The organism is Aeromicrobium erythreum (genome assembly GCF_001509405.1).
Classification (GTDB): domain Bacteria; phylum Actinomycetota; class Actinomycetes; order Propionibacteriales; family Nocardioidaceae; genus Aeromicrobium; species Aeromicrobium erythreum.
Genome location: NZ_CP011502.1, coordinates 1895320 through 1912658, shown reverse-complemented (window position 1 = coordinate 1912658; position 17339 = coordinate 1895320). Strand labels below are relative to the sequence as shown.

General features: G+C 71.5%; 13 protein-coding genes. 10 read left to right on the top strand and 3 right to left on the bottom strand.

Annotated features, from left to right (window positions below; all coding sequences use genetic code 11):
- Positions 1–36: 36 nt before the first annotated feature.
- A complete protein-coding gene (metH, locus tag Aeryth_RS09005; protein WP_202967763.1) occupies positions 37–3705 on the bottom strand; it encodes a methionine synthase in 3669 nt (1222 codons plus the stop codon).
- Between the two features lie 259 nt (positions 3706–3964).
- Entirely contained in the window at positions 3965–5257 is a 1293-nt protein-coding gene (locus tag Aeryth_RS09000; RefSeq protein WP_083516368.1) for an MFS transporter, read from the bottom strand.
- Positions 5258–5331: 74 nt separating this feature from the next.
- Here Aeryth_RS09000 and Aeryth_RS08995 point away from each other — a divergent pair, with 74 nt between their 5' ends.
- From Aeryth_RS08995 to Aeryth_RS08975, 5 genes are all read left to right on the top strand, one after another.
- A complete protein-coding gene (locus Aeryth_RS08995) occupies positions 5332–5979 on the top strand; it encodes an HAD family hydrolase (protein ID WP_067857484.1) in 648 nt (215 codons plus the stop codon).
- A 37-nt stretch (positions 5980–6016) separates the two neighbouring features.
- Positions 6017–6970, top strand: coding sequence for a site-2 protease family protein (locus Aeryth_RS08990; protein ID WP_067857481.1), 954 nt, complete (start codon positions 6017–6019; stop codon positions 6968–6970).
- Positions 6967–7854 carry a tRNA (adenine-N1)-methyltransferase gene (locus Aeryth_RS08985; RefSeq protein ID WP_067857478.1) on the top strand — a complete coding sequence of 296 codons (888 nt, stop codon included), beginning with the start codon at positions 6967–6969 and terminating at the stop codon, positions 7852–7854. Before Aeryth_RS08990 ends, Aeryth_RS08985 begins: the two co-directional genes overlap by 4 nt.
- A gap of 185 nt (positions 7855–8039) precedes the next feature.
- Positions 8040–9752 (top strand): proteasome ATPase, encoded by a 1713-nt coding sequence (gene arc / locus Aeryth_RS08980; RefSeq protein ID WP_236749700.1) that lies wholly within the window; start codon positions 8040–8042, stop codon positions 9750–9752.
- Between the two features lie 95 nt (positions 9753–9847).
- Complete coding sequence (locus Aeryth_RS08975; RefSeq protein WP_067857472.1) at positions 9848–10276, top strand: GNAT family N-acetyltransferase; 429 nt, start codon at positions 9848–9850, stop codon at positions 10274–10276.
- Between the two features lie 37 nt (positions 10277–10313).
- On the opposite strand, the gene Aeryth_RS08970 is transcribed toward Aeryth_RS08975, so the two are convergent.
- Positions 10314–11489, bottom strand: coding sequence for a glycosyltransferase family 4 protein (locus tag Aeryth_RS08970; protein ID WP_067861535.1), 1176 nt, complete (start codon positions 11487–11489; stop codon positions 10314–10316).
- Positions 11490–11629: 140 nt separating this feature from the next.
- Here Aeryth_RS08970 and dop point away from each other — a divergent pair, with 140 nt between their 5' ends.
- The 5 genes from dop to Aeryth_RS08945 all read left to right on the top strand — a co-directional run bounded on the left by dop (position 11630) and on the right by Aeryth_RS08945 (position 17320).
- Positions 11630–13132: a depupylase/deamidase Dop gene (gene dop, locus Aeryth_RS08965; protein ID WP_067857469.1), complete on the top strand. Its 1503-nt coding sequence runs from the start codon at positions 11630–11632 to the stop codon at positions 13130–13132.
- Positions 13133–13856: 724 nt separating this feature from the next.
- Positions 13857–14057, top strand: coding sequence for a ubiquitin-like protein Pup (locus tag Aeryth_RS08960; RefSeq protein WP_067857466.1), 201 nt, complete (start codon positions 13857–13859; stop codon positions 14055–14057).
- 11 nt (positions 14058–14068) lie between these two features.
- Complete coding sequence (gene prcB, locus Aeryth_RS08955) at positions 14069–14884, top strand: proteasome subunit beta (protein WP_067861533.1); 816 nt, start codon at positions 14069–14071, stop codon at positions 14882–14884.
- An 11-nt stretch (positions 14885–14895) separates the two neighbouring features.
- On the top strand, positions 14896–15591 hold the full coding sequence (gene prcA, locus Aeryth_RS08950) for a proteasome subunit alpha (RefSeq protein WP_067857463.1): 696 nt from the start codon (positions 14896–14898) through the stop codon (positions 15589–15591).
- A 109-nt stretch (positions 15592–15700) separates the two neighbouring features.
- Complete coding sequence (locus tag Aeryth_RS08945) at positions 15701–17320, top strand: alpha/beta hydrolase (protein WP_067857460.1); 1620 nt, start codon at positions 15701–15703, stop codon at positions 17318–17320.
- The last annotated feature ends 19 nt before the right edge of the window (positions 17321–17339 follow it).

Genomic DNA, 17339 nt, shown 5'->3' with positions numbered 1-17339 from the left:
CACCACCCTACGGGGGAGGGTGTGCAGGGCCGCTCCCTACTCGTCGTCAGGGCGGTACCCGAGGTTGGGGGAGAGCCAGCGCTCCGCCTCGGCGACGCTCCAGCCCTTCCGCTCGGCGTAGTCGGCGACCTGGTCGCGGCCGAGGCGGCCGACGACCATGTACTGCGACTGCGGGTGCGAGAAGTACCAGCCGCTCACGGAGGCGCCGGGCCACATCGCCATGCTCTCGGTGAGCTCGATGCCGGTGTGCTTCTCGACGTCGAGCAGCTCCCACAGCGTCTGCTTCTCGGTGTGCTCCGGGCATGCCGGGTAGCCGGGCGCCGGGCGGATGCCGACGTACTTCTCGGCGATGAGCTGCTCGTTGTCGAGCGACTCCTCCGGCTGGTAGCCCCAGATCTCGCGGCGGACACGCTCGTGGAGCCGCTCGGCGAACGCCTCGGCGAGCCGGTCGGCGAGCGCCTCGAGCAGGATGGCGCTGTAGTCGTCGAGCTGCTCCTTGAACTCGGCGATGCGGTCGGCGCTCCCGAGGCCCGCGGTGACGGCGAACGCGCCCACGTGGTCCGGGAGCCCGGTCTCCAGCGGCGCGACGAAGTCGGCGAGGCTCTTGTGGGCGACGCCCTGGCGGTGCTCGGTCTGCTGGCGCAGGTGGTGCAGGACGGCCACGGACTCCTCGCGCGCCTGGTCGGCGAAGAGGACGGTGTCGTCGCCGCGTCCGTTGGCGGGGAAGATGCCGACCACGCCCCGCGCCGTCAGCCAGCGCTCGGCGACGATGCGGTCGAGCATCTCCTGGGCGTCGGCGTAGAGCTTGGAGGCCGCCTCGCCGGTGGCGGGGTTGTGCAGGATGTCGGGGAAGCGTCCCTTCATCTCCCACGCGTTGAAGAACGGCTGCCAGTCGATGTACTGGCGCAGCTCGTCGAGGGGGTAGTCCTCCAGGACGTGCGGGACGCCCACCTCCCACTGCGGCTGCGGCGGGGCGTAGCCGTCCCAGTCGATCGGGGTCGCGTCGGCGCGCGCCTCCTCGATGGGCAGCAGCTTGCGCGTGTCCTGGCGGGCGGCGTGCCGCTCGCGCAGCCCGTCGTAGTCGTCCTTGAGCGCCTCGAGGAACTGCGGCTTCTGCGCGTCGGACAGCAGCGACGCGACGACCGGGACCGAGCGCGACGCGTCCTTCACCCACACCACGGGGCCGTGGTAGCGCTCGTCGACCTTGACGGCCGTGTGCGCCCGCGACGTCGTCGCGCCACCGATGAGGAGCGGGACGTCGAAGCCCTGGCGCTCCATCTCGCCGGCGACGGTGACCATCTCATCGAGCGAGGGCGTGATCAGCCCCGACAGGCCGATCACGTCGGCGTCGTGCTCCTTCGCCGCGTCGAGGATCTTCTGCGGCGGGACCATGACGCCGAGGTCGATCACGTCGTAGTTGTTGCACTGCAGCACGACGCCGACGATGTTCTTGCCGATGTCGTGCACGTCGCCCTTGACCGTGGCCATGATGACCGTGCCGTTGCTGCGGCCCTTGTCGGACTCGTCCTTCGTGGCCTCGATGTACGGGATGAGGTAGGCGACGGCCTTCTTCATCACGCGTGCGGACTTCACGACCTGGGGGAGGAACATCTTGCCCGCGCCGAAGAGGTCGCCGACGACGTTCATGCCGTCCATGAGCGGTCCCTCGATGACCTCGATGGGCTTGCCCCCGCGCTCCTCGATGAGCGAGCGCAGCTCCTCGGTGTCGTCCTCGACGTGGGCGTCGATGCCCTTGACGAGCGCGTGCGTGATGCGCTCGCCGATGGGCAGCGAGCGCCACTCCTCGCTGGCGGCCTCGGCCTTCTCGCCGGTGCCCGCGAACTCGCCGGCGATCTCGAGCAGCCGCTCCGTGGCGTCGGGGCGGCGGTTGAGCACGACGTCCTCGATGCGCTCGCGCAGCGTCTCGTCGACCTGGTCGTAGACCACCAGCGCACCGGCGTTGACGATGCCCATGTCCATGCCCGCCTTGATGGCGTGGAACAGGAACACGGCGTGGATCGCCTCGCGCACGGCGTTGTTGCCGCGGAAGGAGAACGAGACGTTCGAGACGCCGCCCGAGACGAGCGCGTGCGGGAGGTTCTGCTTGATCCAGCGCGTGCCCTCGATGAAGTCGGTGCCGTACTCGGCGTGCTCCTCGATGCCGGTGGCGACCGCGAACACGTTCGGGTCGAAGATGATGTCCTCGGGCGGGAAGCCGACCTCGTCGACGAGGATCCGGTACGCCCGCTCGCAGATCTGCTTGCGTCGCTCGAGGTTGTCGGCCTGGCCGTCCTCGTCGAAGGCCATGACGACGACGGCGGCACCGTACTTGCGGCACAGCCGCGCGTGCTCGACGAAGGGCTCCTCGCCCTCCTTCAGGGAGATCGAGTTGACGATCGACTTGCCCTGCAGCACGCGCAGACCGGCCTCGATGACCTCCCACTTGGAGGAGTCGACCATGACCGGGACGCGGCAGATGTCGGGCTCGGCCGCGACGAGCTTGAGGAAGCGGTCCATCGCGGCGACGCCGTCGATCATGCCCTCGTCCATGTTGACGTCGATGACCTGCGCGCCGTTCTCGACCTGCTGCAGGGCGACGGCGAGGGCGGTGTCGTAGTCGCCGTCGCGGATGAGGTTGCGGAAGCGGGCCGAGCCGGTGATGTTGGTGCGCTCGCCGACGTTGACGAACAACGAGTCGGCGTCGACCACGAGCGGCTCGAGGCCCGAGAGCCGCAGCGCGGGCTCGACGGTGGCGGGCACCCGCGGGGGCAGGCCCTCGACGACCCGCGCGATGTGCGCGATGTGGTCGGGCGTCGTGCCGCAGCAGCCGCCGACGAGGTTGTACAGGCCCGCCTCGGCGAACTCGCGCAGCACGGCCGCCGTCTGGTCCGGCGCCTCGTCGTACTCGCCGAACGCGTTGGGCAGACCGGCGTTGGGGTAGCAGGACACGAAGCAGTCGGCCAGGCGCGAGAGCTCGGCGACGTAGGGCCGCATCTCCTCGGCGCCCAGCGCGCAGTTCAGGCCGACCAGCAGCGGCTTGGCGTGCCGCACGGAGTACCAGAAGGCCTCGGTGGTCTGGCCCGAGAGCGTGCGCCCGGACGCGTCGGTGATGGTGCCGGAGATGACGATCGGCCAGCGACGGCCGTACTCCTCGAACACCGTCTCGACGGCGAAGATCGCGGCGCGCGCGTTGAGCGTGTCGAAGATGGTCTCGATGAAGACGAGGTCGGCACCGCCGTCGAGGAGCGCCCGCGTGGCCTCGGCGTAGGCGTCGACGAGCTCGGTGTAGGAGACGTTGCGCGCACCCGGGTCGTTGACGTCGGGGGAGATCGAGGCGGTGCGGGTCGTCGGGCCGAGCGCACCGGCGACGTAGCGCGGCCGGTCGGGGTCCTGGGCGGTCACCGCGTCGGCCTCGCGACGGGCGAGGGCAGCCGCCTCGTAGTTCAGCTCGTAGGCGAGCTCGACCATGTCGTAGTCGCGCAGGGAGACGGCGTTGGCGTTGAACGTGTTGGTCTCGATGACGTCGGCGCCGGCCTCGAGGTACTCGCGGTGGATGCCGGCGATGATGTCGGGCTGGGTGAGCGTCAGCAGGTCGTTGTTGCCGACGACGTCGCTCGGCCAGTCCTTGAAGCGCTCGCCGCGGTAGCCGGCCTCGTCGGGCCGGTCGCGCTGGATCGCGGTGCCCATGGCGCCGTCGAGCACCATGATGCGCTCCGAGAGTCGGGCCGTCAGGTCCTCGGTGGCGTCGGGACGCCACGCCTGGGGTCGGGTCACACGCTGCTCCACTGTCGCCTCAGTCCTCCACGATCGACACGAACGGACGACGTCCCCCGTCCTGGTGCACGGAGCGTTGACGTCCTGGTGATGGTGGGAACCCCCAGCCGGCGGCGGGCTCGCGTGGACCTTCGCGGAGATTCGTGCACCATCATCCCACGAGAACGCAAGGCGACGCGGGAGGTCACGCTCACAGCGGGTGCGCGACCTCGTCGGCCGGCATCCGCGCCCCCACGATGGCCAGGACCGCGACGACCACCGGGACCACCGAGGCGACGAGGAACACCTCGCGCACGCCGACCAGCTCGCCTGCGGGACCGGCGAGAGCGACGGACGCGGGCACCAGCAGCAGCGAGACGAAGAAGTCGAGGCTCGACGCTCGTCCGAGCAGGTCCGGCGGCACCCGACGCTGCAGCAACGTGCCCCAGATCACCATGGGCGCGGAGAGCAGGACGCCGACGACGAACAGGGCCACGGCGATCGCGGGCACCGACGACGTGAAGCCGACGACCACGAACGGCAGGCAGCCGACGCCCCACATGAGCACCATGACGGTGAGGTAGCGCCGCGGCATCCGCAGCATGCTCATGCCGAGCGAGGCGAGGGCGCTGCCCGCGCCGTAGGCCGCCAGGATCCACGCGTGGCCCGTCGCGTCGCCCCCGCCGTCCTTGACCACGAACGGGATGAGCACGTCCATCGGACCGACGACGAGCAGCAGCATGAGACAGGCGAAGAGCAACGTCGCGAGGAACCAGGGCGTCCTGACCATGTAGTGCAGTCCGCCGCGCAGGTCGGCGATCGCGCCACGCAGCGGATGGTCGCCGAGGGCCGCGGCGTCGCGGCGCAGCGGGACGGGCCGCAGGAGCAGCAGGGTGAGCAGGCAGCACAGCTGGCACACGGCGACCACCAGGAGCGCCCACGCGGGGGAGGCCGTGGCCACCACGAGGCTGCCCAGCGCGGGACCTCCGGCGTGCTGGAGCGTCGGCCGCAGGAACCCCTCGACGCCGTTGGCCGCGAGGAGGTCGTCGGCCTCGACCACCGAGGGCAGCAGCGCGCTGTAGGCCGGGAAGTAGAACCCGACCGCCATGCCGAGCACGGCGCCGCCGACGGTCAGGTGCCAGATCTCCAGCCCCCCGGCGAGCGCCAGCGCCGCGACGACGGCCAGGACGACCATGCGGGTGGTCGCCGTGGCCATGAGGATGCGCCGCTGCGGCACCCGGTCGGCCGCGACGCCGCCGACGAGCACCGTGGCGACCATGCCGAGCGCGTAGCCCGTGACGGCCAGCGAGAGCGCCCCGGGACCGCCGCCGAGGGCGATCACCTGCCACACGACCGCGATGACCCAGACGCCCTCGCCGAGCAGCTCGAAGGCCGCCGCGCCGATGAGTGGGCGGTACTGGGGGTGGCGGAACGGACGCAGCGGTCCGCGGGCCCACCCCCGGACCGGCAGCGCGCCACCGGTCCGGGGCGTGAGCTCGGTCATGTCGCTCCCAACCTAGGCGCCGGCACCGACAGGCCGTGTCCGAGGGGCGGTGGCACGTCTCCTAGGCTCGTCCGGTGACCACACCCGCCGCCGTCCTCTGGGACCTCGACGGCACGATCGTCGACACCGAGCCGCTCTGGATGGCCGCCGAGACCGCGCTCGCCGCGCAGTACGGCGCGACCTGGACCGAGGAGGACGGTCTCGGTCTCGTCGGCAACGACCTCATGGAGTCCGCGCGCATCATCGAGGCGCGGATCGACTCAGGGCTCACGCCGGAGCAGATCGTCGCCCACCTGGTCGAGGAGATCGTCGTCGCGATGCGTCGCGACCTGCCGTGGCGCCCGGGCGCGCGCGAGCTGGTGCACGCGCTGGCCGATGCCGGCGTGCCCCAGGCGCTGGTCACGATGTCGTACCGCGAGATCGCGCAGCCGGTCGTCGACCTCCTGCCGTTCGACGCCGTCGTCACGGGCGACAGCGTCACCCACGGCAAGCCGCACCCCGAGCCCTATCTCGCTGCCGCACGGGCGCTCGGCGTCGACGCCGCGTCATGCCTCGCGATCGAGGACTCCGCCACCGGTGCGGCCTCGGCCGACGCCGCCGGGTGCGTCGTGCTGGCCGTGCCCCACATGGTCAGCGTCCCCGACGGACCCCGTCGGCGGCTGCGCACCACCCTGGCGGGCCTCGACCCCGCGGGTGTCGCAGCCCTGTGGTCGGGCGCCTGAGCACGCGGGCGCGGCTCGCACCGCTAGGTTGGGTGGCGTGAGCGTCCCGTCGAACCCGCCGCCGCGTGGCACGATCCGCTTCGGCCGGCTGGGCGGTGCCGACCTGGTGGCTCGGCCCTCGCTCCTGGTGATGGGTGTCGTCCTCGTGGTGCTGTTCGCGCCGCGCTTCCAGGCCGAGGCCCGGACGAGCGCCTACCTGCTGGCCGCGAGCTTCGTCCTGGCGCTCTACGTGTCGGTGCTCGTGCACGAGCTCGCTCACCTGGGCGTCGCGCGCGCGTTCGGCATGCGGGTCCCGTCGGTCACGTTGCACCTGCTCGGCGGGGAGACGGCGATCGAGGGGGAGAGCCGCACGCCCTTTCAGGAGCTGCTGACGTCGATCGTCGGACCCCTGGCCTCGCTCGGCATCGGGCTCCTGGCGCACGCGCTCGCCGACGGCAGCGACGGCGTCGCGCGCGACCTCTGGTGGTCCATCGGGTGGGTGAACCTGCTCGTCGCGGCCTTCAACATGCTGCCCGGCCTCCCGCTCGACGGCGGCCGCGTGCTGCGCGCGCTGATCTGGATGGCCACGCGGTCCGAGCGCCTCGGCGTCGTCGTGACTGCGTGGATCGGGCGGATCGCGGCCGTCGGCATCAGTGCCTTTGTCCTCTGGCGCGCCGCGCAGGGCGAGACGTGGAGCGCCCGTTGGTGGCTCGACGTCGTCCTCGTCGCGTTCGTCGCCTCGTTCCTCTGGGTGGGTGCCACCGGCGCGCTGCGCGGTGCCGACCGCGGCACCCGCATGAACGGACTGCGCGCCGACGAGCTCGGCCGTCCGCTCACCGACGACGTCTCGCCCCACTGGCCCCGCCTCAGCGTCCGGACGCAGGGCACCGCCCTGCTGCGCGCGATGACCGCGCGCCCGGCCGAGGTGTACCTGCTCGTCGACGACGAGGAGCGGCCGGTGGGCGTCCTCCTGGCGTCGGACGTCGACGCCGCCTACCGAAGGGAATCATGACCACCTGGATGCGCAGCGGACCGTTCGTCGAGGGCGAGTGGGTCCGGCTCTCCGACGCCAAGGGTCGCAAGCACAACATCCGGCTCGAGGCCGGGCGGGAGTTCTCCACCAAGAAGGGCCAGCTCCGCCACGACGACATCATCGGCGAGCCCGAGGGCATCATCGTCACCTCCACGCTCGAGGGGCAGTACCAGGTGTTCCGGCCGCTGCTGTCGGAGTACGTGGTCTCGATGCCGCGCGGCGCGGCGATCATCTACCCCAAGGACGCGGCGCACATCGTCACGATGGCCGACATCTACCCCGGCGCGCGGGTCGTCGAGGCCGGCGCGGGCTCGGGCAGCCTGACCGCCTACCTACTGCGCGCGGTCGGCCCGGACGGCCACCTGGGGTCCTACGAGATCCGCGAGGAGTTCGCCGAGACGGCCCGCAGGAACGTCGAGCAGCTCGTCGGCACCGACCACCCGGAGTGGACGCTCACCGTCGGCGACGTGCGCGAGGTCATGGCGGAGTCGGAGATCGACCGGCTCGTCCTCGACATGGTCGACCCGTGGTCGTGCGTCCCGCTGGCGGCGGAGCGGCTGGTGCCCGGCGGCATCGTCTGCGCCTACGTCGCCACGACGACCCAGCTGTCGCGCTTCGTCGAGACGCTGCGCGCCGAGGGCGGGTTCACCGAGCCGCACGCGTGGGAGACCATGCAGCGCTCGTGGCACCTCGAGGGCCTCGCCGTGCGTCCTGACCACAAGATGGTCGGCCACACGGCGTTCCTCGTCACCGCGCGACGCATGGCGCCGGGGCACCCGGCCCTGGAGAAGACCCGCCGACCCGCGCCGGGCGCCTACGGCCCCGACTACACCGGGCCCCGGCCGGCCGGCACCGAGCTCTGACCCGCCCGGGGGAGCAGGGCCTGGCGGGGGTTCCGGGCCGTGGGCGGAGGACGGCCTGGCGGGGGTTCCGGGCCGTGGGCGGAGGACACCCCGCAACACGATCGTCATCCGACGCGCGCCGAGACGACCTTTCGTGCAACCTGATCTCCGTTAGGGTCGAACTCGACGAGCAGGAGGTGGCGATCGTGAACGAGAACCCCCGTGGCGCCGACCACGAGCTGGCATATCTGCGCGCCGAGGTCGAGCACCTCAGGCGACGCCTGGGCTCGGAGGGGTCACTCGACTCCCGGCTCTCCGATCTCGAGGCCCGACTGGCCTCCACCACGTCGCAGAACGAGCGGCTGAGCACCACGCTGCGGGACGCGCGCGACCAGATCGTCGCGCTCAAGGAGGAGGTCGACCGCCTGGCGCAGCCGCCGACGGGCTTCGGCACGTTCCTGCAGCGCAACGACGACGACACGGTCGACGTGTTCACCGGCGGCCGCAAGCTGCGGGTCACCGTCAGCCCGGCCGTCGACCGCGACGAGCTGCGCCGCGGCCAGGAGGTCATCCTCAACGAGGCGATGAACGTCGTGGCCGCGCTGGAGTTCGAGACCACCGGCGAGGTGGTCATGCTCAAGGAGATCCTGGCCGACGGCGAGCGCGCCCTCGTGCTGGGCAACACCGACGACGAGAAGGTCGTCAAGCTGGCCGACTCCCTCGTCGGGCTGAAGCTGCGTGCCGGTGACTCGCTGCTGCTCGACAGCCGCGCCGGCTGGGTCTACGAGCGCATCCCGAAGAGCGAGGTCGAGGAGCTCGTCCTGGAGGAGGTGCCCGACGTCGACTACGAGTCGATCGGTGGCCTCCGTGGACAGATCGACTCCATCAAGGACGCCGTCGAGCTGCCCTACCTGCACCCCGACGTGTTCGTCGAGCACGAGCTCAAGCCGCCGAAGGGCGTCCTGCTCTACGGTCCGCCAGGGTGCGGCAAGACGATGATCGCCAAGGCGGTCGCGGCGAGCCTGGCCAAGAAGGTCTCCGAGCGCACCGGCGAGGAGGGACGCTCGTACTTCCTCAACATCAAGGGCCCCGAGCTGCTCAACAAGTACGTCGGCGAGACCGAGCGGCACATCCGTCTCGTGTTCCAGCGGGCTCGCGAGAAGGCCAGCGAGGGCACGCCGGTCATCGTGTTCTTCGACGAGATGGACTCCCTGTTCCGCACGCGCGGGTCGGGCGTCTCCTCCGACGTCGAGAACACGATCGTGCCGCAGCTGCTGAGCGAGATCGACGGCGTCGAGGGCCTCGAGAACGTCCTGGTGATCGGTGCCTCCAACCGTGAGGACATGATCGACCCGGCCATTCTGCGTCCCGGTCGTCTCGACGTGAAGATCAAGATCGAGCGCCCCGACGCGGAGTCGGCGCGCGACATCTTCAGCAAGTACCTGACGCCGACGCTGCCGCTGCACCCCGACGACCTCGCCGAGTGGGGCGGCGACCGTGCCGCGACGACGCAGGGCATGATCCAGCGCACCGTCGAGGCCATGTACACCGAGTCCGAGGACAACCAGTTCCTCGAGGTCACGTACGCCAACGGCGACAAGGAGGTCCTGTACTTCAAGGACTTCAACTCCGGCGCGATGATCCAGAACATCGTCGACCGCGCCAAGAAGATGGCGATCAAGGACCTGCTCGAGACCGGGCAGAAGGGTCTGCGGGTCCAGCACATGCTGCAGGCGTGCCTCGATGAGTTCAAGGAGAACGAGGACCTCCCGAACACGACCAACCCGGACGACTGGGCCCGGATCTCGGGCAAGAAGGGCGAGCGGATCGTCTTCATCCGCACGCTCATCACGGGCAAGGGTGGCAACGAGCCCGGTCGGTCGATCGACACGGTCGCGAACACGGGGCAGTACCTCTGAGCGGCGACCTCACCGCGAGCGCGTCGGGTGCGGCCGTCCCCTCGGGGCGGCCGCACCTGCGCGTCGCGCGCTACGACGACCCCGACGTCGTCGCGATGACCGCGGAGGTGCAGGCCGAGTACGGCCGTCGCTACGGGGGAGAGGGCGACGTCTCGCCCATCGACGCGGAGCAGTTCGTGCCGCCGGCCGGCCTGTTCGTCGTGCTCGACGTCGACGGCCGGCCCGCGGCCATGGGCGGGTGGCGACGCGGTGGGCCGCAGGGTGCGTCCGACGCCGAGATCAAGCGGATGTTCGTCCGCGAGACGCACCGACGGCGCGGTCTCGCGCGGCTCGTGCTCGCGGAGCTCGAGCGCACCGCCGCGGAGGCCGGTGTCCGGCGCCTCGTGCTCGAGACGGGCGACCAGCAGCCGGAGGCCATCGCCCTGTACACCTCCAGCGGCTACGCCGACGAGCCGGCGTTCGGGTTCTACGCCGACTACGACGACAGCGTGCACCTCGCGAAGAGCATCGCCGGGGAGGAGTGAGCGGGGGCCCGCGGCCCCGCCCCGGTCGCGCTGCTGCTCAACCCTTGACCATGCGGCGCGTGGTCCAGTGCAGGAGCCCGATGTCCTGGGGGCCGACGCCCGCGTGCCGCTCGATCGCCGTGGCGTAGTGGCCGACGAGCTGGGAGCACACGGCCTGCCAGCCGCGTCCGTCGACGGCCCGGCGCGCGGCACGGCCGAACGCCGCCCGCTTGGCGTCGTCGCCGGTCAGGTCGCGCACGAAGCCGGCCATCGCGCCCATGTCGCCCGCGGGGTACAGCCAGCCCGTGCGGCTGTGGTCGACGAGGTCGACCGGCCCGCCCACCCCGGCCGCCACGACGGGCACGCCGCTCGCGAGCCCCTCCTGGACGACCTGGCAGAACGTCTCCGTCTCGCTCGTGCTCACCAGGACGTCGAGGCTCGCCATCGCGGTCGCGAGCTCGGTGCCGTGCAGCATGCCGGTGAAGAGGGCACCGGGCAGCAGGCGCTCGAGCCGCGCCCGCTCCGGTCCGTCGCCCACGACCACGAGGCGGGTGCCCGGGACGCCGGCGAGGGCCGCGAGGTCCTGCGCCTGCTTCTCCGGCGCGAGCCTGCCGACGTACCCGACGAGCCGCTCGCCGCCGGGTGCCACGGCGCGGCGCCAGGCGTCGTCACGGCGGGCGGGGGAGAAGCGCTCCGTGTCGACACCGCGCCGCCACAGGACCAGGCGCTCGACGCCCTGCGCCTGGAGCGTGTCGAGGGTGGCCGTGGACGGGACGAGATTGAGGTCGGCGCGCCCGTGCACGTCACGGACCCGCTTCCACAGCAGGTTCTCGACGCCGCGGATGCCGTAGCGGCCCGCGTACGTCGGCACGTCGGTCTGGTAGACGGCGACGACGGGGATGTCGAGCGCGTTCGCGGCGAGGGCGGCACGCCAGCCGAGCGCGAACGGAGACGCCAGGTGCACGACGTCGGGGTCGAAGTCGCGCAGGATCGCGGTGACGGGGGAGACCCGACCCGTGGCGACCCGCACGTCCGGGTAGCCGGGGAAGGCCCAGGCCGGCATGGTTACGACGCGGGCGCCGGCCACCTCTGCCGGCACCTCGCCGGCGGCGTCGGGGACGACCACCAGCACCTCGTCGCCTCGCGACGCGAGGTGGTCGAGGACCCTCAGCACCGAGTGCACGACACCGTTGGTCTGGGGGAGGAAGGACTCTGCGACGATCACGATCCTCATGCGTCGAGCGTCGGGGCCGCCGACGTCCGTCGGGCCACGCCCAGGTGACCTCGCGGCGAAGTCGGCGTGACGCTCCGGCACCCGGTCCGTCAGGATGCGGGCGGCCGACGCCACGAGGACGACACCCCTACGCTGGGCCCATGACGGTGCGTCGGGTCCAGGGCAGCGAGGTCGAGTACGGGATCGCGGTGCAGGGGCAGCCCAGCGCGAACCCCATGGTCGCGTCGACGCACGTGGTGAACAGCTACGCCGCCGCGCACGGCCTGACGCGTCGCGCCCGGTGGGACTTCGAGGAGGAGAGCCCGCTGCGCGACGCGCGCGGCTTCGACCTCAGCCGCGACCGCGCCGACCCGACGCAGCTCACCGACGAGGACCTCGGGCTCGCCAACATCATCCTCACCAACGGCGCCCGGCTCTACGTCGACCACGCGCACCCCGAGTACTCCTCGCCGGAGGTCACCTCGCCCCGTGACGTCGTCGTCTGGGAGAAGGCCGGCGAGCAGGTCATGCGTCGAGGCGCCGAGCTCGCCGCGCAGGTGCCGGGCGCTGGCTCGATCGTGCTCTACAAGAACAACATCGACAACAAGGGCGCGTCGTACGGGTCGCACGAGAACTACCTCGTCGACCGGGCCGTCCCGTTCGACGCGATCGTCGCGCAGCTGACGCCCTTCTTCGTGTCCCGCCCCGTCGTCTGTGGCGCGGGACGGGTCGGGCAGGAGCAGGACGGCAGCGTCCACGCCTTCCAGCTGTCGCAGCGCGCCGACTACATGGAGGTCGGCGTCGGGCTCGAGACCACGCTGAAGCGGCCGATCATCAACACCCGCGACGAGCCGCACGCCGACCCGAAGAAGTACCGCCGGCTGCACGTCATCGTCGGCGACGCGAACCTCGCGGAGACGTCCATCTACCTCAAGCACGGCACCACGTCGCTCGTGCTGGCGATGCTGGAGGCCGGGTTCCTGTCGCCCGCGCCGGCGCTCGCCCAGCCCGTGGTCGCGCTGCACACCATCTCGCACGACCCGACCCTCACCGCGCTCGTCGAGCTGCAGGACGGCAGCACGATGACCGGCCTGGACCTGCAGTGGCACTACCTCGAGCAGGCGCGCGCGTTCGTCGCCCGCGAGGGGTCCGACGAGCAGACCGACGACGTCCTCGCCCGTTGGGACAGCGTGCTGACCCGGCTCGGCCGCGACCCGATGGAGTGCGTGCGCGAGCTCGACTGGGTCGCGAAGCTGTCGCTGCTCGAGTCCTACCGCGACCGCGACGGGCTCGACTGGGACCACGCGAAGCTGCACCTCGTCGACCTGCAGTACCACGACGTGCGACCCGAGCGCGGGATCTACCACCGCCTCGTCCACTCCGGCCGCATCGAGCGGATCGTCGACGACGCCGAGGTGCTCCGCGCCATCGGCGAGCCCCCGCACGACACGCGCGCCTACTTCCGCGGCCGCTGCCTCAGCACCTTCGCCTCCGAGGTCGCCGCCGCCTCCTGGGACTCCGTCATCCTCGACCTGCCCGGCTACGAGTCGCTGCAGCGCATCCCCACCATGGAGCCGCTGCGCGGGACCGCCGAGCACGTCGGCGCGCTGTTCGAGGACAGCGTCGACGCGACGGCCTTCTTCCGCACCATCACGGGGCGCTGACCCTTCGACGTGTGCGCTGCGGGAGGTCTGACCTTGCTGGTGCGGTGGTCGTGACCTTGCTGGTGCGCTGCCTGCGGTGGTCGTGACCTTGCTGGTGCGCTGCCGCAGGGGCCCGTGCTTCCTGGTGCGCTGCCGCAGGGGGTCTCGTCGTGCTGCTGCGCTGCCTCGGCGATCGCTGTGTCTGGTCTCCGAAAGGGCCTCGACCGGGCGGCTGGCACCAGGGCTGGTCTGGGGTCTCGGGCTGCGGGTTGGGCATGGGGTTGACGCAAGATTCTGCGTTCCCGCGTCGGGGTCCAAGGATTCTGCGTTTGTCACGGGATCCCGTCGCGAACGCAGAGACATCTGCGCCGGCAGCCCGCTATCGGTGGATCTTCAACCGCAGAACGGCTCCTGCGGTTGCAGATCCACCGATAGGACGCGCGAACGCCGATCGGTGGGTCAAGAACGCAGGAACGAAGAATCTTGCGTCGAGGGCGGGCCTAGGCCAGACCCCGAGACCCGGAACCGCGTCCAGGCCCGCTGCCGGCCGAGGCCCTTTCGGAGGCCGCCCCAGCGCCAGCCGAGGCAGCGCACCAGCAAGGTCACGACCACCGCAGGCAGCGCACCGGCAACCACACGACCACCGCAGGCAGCGCACCGGCAAGGCCCACGCCCAGCGCACGACGCACCCGCACCACGAGGAAACCCGAGCGGCGCGTGGGCCCCAGGGGGCTAGGGTGAACCCATGGCCGAGCAGCAGCACAGGACGCCCCGCAGGTCCGACGACGAGCAGGCGGAGACCGCCGAGACCACCGCGCCCCAGGACACCGAGCGCAAGGAGAAGCTCGACGACGACGTCGACGCGATCCTGGGCGACATCGACGACGTCCTCGAGGAGAACGCCGAGGAGTTCGTCCGCAGCTTCGTGCAGAAGGGCGGCCAGTGAACGGCCCAGCGATGCTGCCCGACGGGTACCGCTCGGTGGGCGGGTCGTCGTTCGCCGACCTGCTCGCCTCGCAGGCGCCGGAGATGATGCCGGGCGCGGCAGGGGCCGCCACCGGTGAGCTCGCCGGCGTCGCGCACGGCACCACCATCGTGGCCGCCACGTTCGCCGACGGAGTCGTCATGGCCGGCGACCGCCGGGCGACGATGGGCAACGTCATCGCGCAGCGCGACATCCAGAAGGTCTTCCCGACCGATGAGTACTCGTGCGTCGGCATCGCCGGCACGGCCGGCATCGCGATCGAGATGACCCGGCTCTTCCAGGTCGAGCTCGAGCACTACGAGAAGATCGAGGGTGCGACGCTGTCGACCGACGGCAAGGCCAACCGGCTCGCCACCCTCATCCGCGGCAACCTCGGCATGGCCATGCAGGGCCTCGCCGTCGTGCCGCTGTTCGCCGCCTACGACCTCGACCAGCAGTGCGGGCGCATCTTCGCCTTCGACGTCACCGGCAACAAGAACGAGGAGCGCACGTTCCACTCCGTCGGCTCCGGCTCGACGTTCGCGCGCGGCTCGCTCAAGAAGCTGTACGCCGAGGGCATGGACGAGCGCTCGGCGGTCACCGCCGTCATCCAGGCGCTCTACGACGCGGCCGACGACGACACCGCCACCGGCGGCCCGGACCTCACGCGGCGCATCTTCCCGCTGGTCAGCGTCATCACCGCCGACGGCTACCGGGCGTGGGACGAGGCGCAGACCGCCGCCGTCGCCGACGCCGTGATCGGCGGCCGCATGACCCGTCCCGACGGCCCCTCGGCCCCCCTCACCTGAGGAGTCCCCGCATGACCGCACCGTTCTACGTCTCGCCCGAGCAGCTCATGAAGGACCGGGCCGACTTCGCGCGCAAGGGCATCGCCCGTGGCCGCAGCGTCGTCGTGGTCCAGTACGCCGACGGCATCCTGCTCGTCGCCGAGAACCCCTCGCAGGCGCTGCACAAGATCAGCGAGATCTACGACCGCATCGGCTTCGCGGCGGTCGGTCGCTACAACGAGTTCGAGAACCTGCGCATCGCGGGCGTCCGGCTCGCCGACATGCGCGGCTACGCCTACGACCGGCGCGACGTCACCGGTCGCGGGCTGGCCAACGCGTACGCGCAGACGCTCGGCACGATCTTCTCCTCCGGCGGCGAGAAGCCGTACGAGGTGGAGATCTTCGTGGCCGAGGTGGGCGACGACGCCGCCCACGACCAGGTGTACCGCCTCACCTATGACGGCTCGGTCGCCGACGTCCGTGGCCACGGCGTGATGGGCGGACAGAGCGAGCAGGTCGACGCGCACCTCACCGAGCACTACACCGAGGGTCTCGGGCTGGAGGAGGCGCTGCGGCTCGCGGCCGCCGCGCTCGGCCAGGACAGCACGCCCGCCCGCGACATCACGGCGGCCGACCTCGAGGTGGCCGTGCTCGACCGCACCCGAAGCCAGCCCCGGAAGTTCAAGCGACTGCCCGACGCGACCGTCGCGTCCGCGCTGTCGACCTGAGCGCCTCCGTCGCACGGCCGACGACGACTCGGCCTCGCGGCCGATGCGCGGGACGACCCCCCACGCCTAGCGTCGGTGACGTCACGTCATCGATCCTTCGGGGGGAACCATGCGACGACTCCTGTCGTCCGTCACGGCGGCCGTACTGGCCGCCGGGCTGCTGACCGCGACCACCACCACGGCCCAGGCACGCGCCTTCGACGAGCAGCAACGCCTCGATCGCATCGCCACGCCCACCATCGACTGGCAGGCGTGCGACGAAGGTGCGCCCGCTGGCTTCGAGTGCGCGAGCGTGCAGGTGCCGACCGACTACGACCGCCCCCGTGGCGCCACGACGACCGTTGCGCTCACCCGTCTTCCGGCGAGCCGGCCGTCGTCGCGCAAGGGGAGCCTCTTCCTCAACTTCGGAGGCCCCGGCGGTGAGGGGGTCTCGACCCTGCAGCAGGTCTTCGACGTCCTCGTCACCCCCGAGGTGCGCGAGCACTACGACCTCGTCGGGTTCGACCCGCGCGGGGTCGGCCTCTCCGATCCCGCGCGCTGCTTCGACGACGCGGACGCGGAGGCGGCCGCGCTCGAGGGCCTTCCGGCCTTCCCGGTCACGCGGTCCGAGGAGCGCGCCTTCGTGCGCCAGACGGCACGGATCTCGCGCGCCTGCCGTGCGGAGGCCGGTGACGTCATCCGTCACGCGTCGACCGCGAACGTGGCCCGTGACCTCGAGCTGTTGCGGCGCGCCGTCGGCGACGACACCCTCGCCTACCAGGGCTACTCCTACGGTACCTACCTCGGCGCGACGTACGCTCGGTTGTTCCCCGACCGGGTCGGCTCGATGGTGCTCGACGGCACGGTCGACGTCGAGGCCTACTCCGGCGCGAACCGCGACCCGCGCTCCGTCGGCGCTCGCCTCGCGCAAGGTCCGGCGGCGGAGGAGGTGTTCGACGAGTTCCTGGAGCAGTGCCGCCTCGCCGGGGAGCGTTGCTCGTTGAACGCGCTGGGTGATCCCGCAGAGGTCGTCGACGAGGTGCTCGAGCGGCTACGGACGCGACCCGTGACGATCGACGTCCAGGGCACGCCGGTCGAGTTCACCTTCCCGCTGGCCATCTCCTCGATCTTCCTCCAGCTCTACTCGCCGAGCGCGTTCTCTGGCCTCTCGGACTTCCTGGTGCTGCTCGCGGAGGGCGGTGGCGAGGCGCCGACGACCCTGCAGCGTCAGCTGGCCCCCACGCAGGAGCGGTACACCTCACTCGGCAGCTCGCTCGCCCAGCTCTGCGTCGACTCCCGCTCGGTTCTCCCGCCCGCCGCGTACCCCGCGCTCGCCGACCGCGAGGACCGGGTCGCGCCTCGGTTCGGACGCTTCCGCAGCTGGGTCGGTGTCCAGTGCCCGCAGATCGGCCTGCGCGATCGCGACGCCTTCACCGGACCGTGGACGCAGACGACCGACGCCACCGTGCTCGTGATCGGTACGCGCTTCGACCCGGCGACCCCGTACGCGAACACCCGGCCGTTCGCCGAGAAGTTCGACGACGCTCGCGTGCTGACGGTCGAGGGCTACGGCCACACGACCCTCGCGGTGAGCACGTGCGCCGACGCTGCGATCGCCCGGTACCTCGTCGACGGGGAGGCGCCACGCGATCGCTCGACCTGCGAGCAGGACCGTGCGCCGTTCACCGACGAGCCGACCACTCGACGGGCACCCGCACCGGTGCTGCCGGCGCCGCTGCCCGGGCTCTGAGCCGACCAGACCGTCCACC

Bases quoted from the DNA above. Each gene is read 5' to 3' on its own strand.
- metH (WP_202967763.1), bottom strand. From the start codon at position 3,705: ATGGTGCTCGACGGCGCCATGGGCACCGCGATCCAGCGCGACCGGCCC.
- Aeryth_RS09000 (WP_083516368.1), bottom strand. From the start codon at position 5,257: ATGACCGAGCTCACGCCCCGGACCGGTGGCGCGCTGCCGGTCCGGGGG.
- Aeryth_RS08985 (WP_067857478.1), top strand. From the start codon at position 6,967: ATGACCACCTGGATGCGCAGCGGACCGTTCGTCGAGGGCGAGTGGGTC.
- Aeryth_RS08975 (WP_067857472.1), top strand. From the start codon at position 9,848: ATGACCGCGGAGGTGCAGGCCGAGTACGGCCGTCGCTACGGGGGAGAG.
- Aeryth_RS08970 (WP_067861535.1), bottom strand. From the start codon at position 11,489: ATGAGGATCGTGATCGTCGCAGAGTCCTTCCTCCCCCAGACCAACGGT.
- dop (WP_067857469.1), top strand. From the start codon at position 11,630: ATGACGGTGCGTCGGGTCCAGGGCAGCGAGGTCGAGTACGGGATCGCG.
- Aeryth_RS08960 (WP_067857466.1), top strand. From the start codon at position 13,857: ATGGCCGAGCAGCAGCACAGGACGCCCCGCAGGTCCGACGACGAGCAG.
- prcB (WP_067861533.1), top strand. From the start codon at position 14,069: ATGCTGCCCGACGGGTACCGCTCGGTGGGCGGGTCGTCGTTCGCCGAC.
- prcA (WP_067857463.1), top strand. From the start codon at position 14,896: ATGACCGCACCGTTCTACGTCTCGCCCGAGCAGCTCATGAAGGACCGG.
- Aeryth_RS08945 (WP_067857460.1), top strand. From the start codon at position 15,701: ATGCGACGACTCCTGTCGTCCGTCACGGCGGCCGTACTGGCCGCCGGG.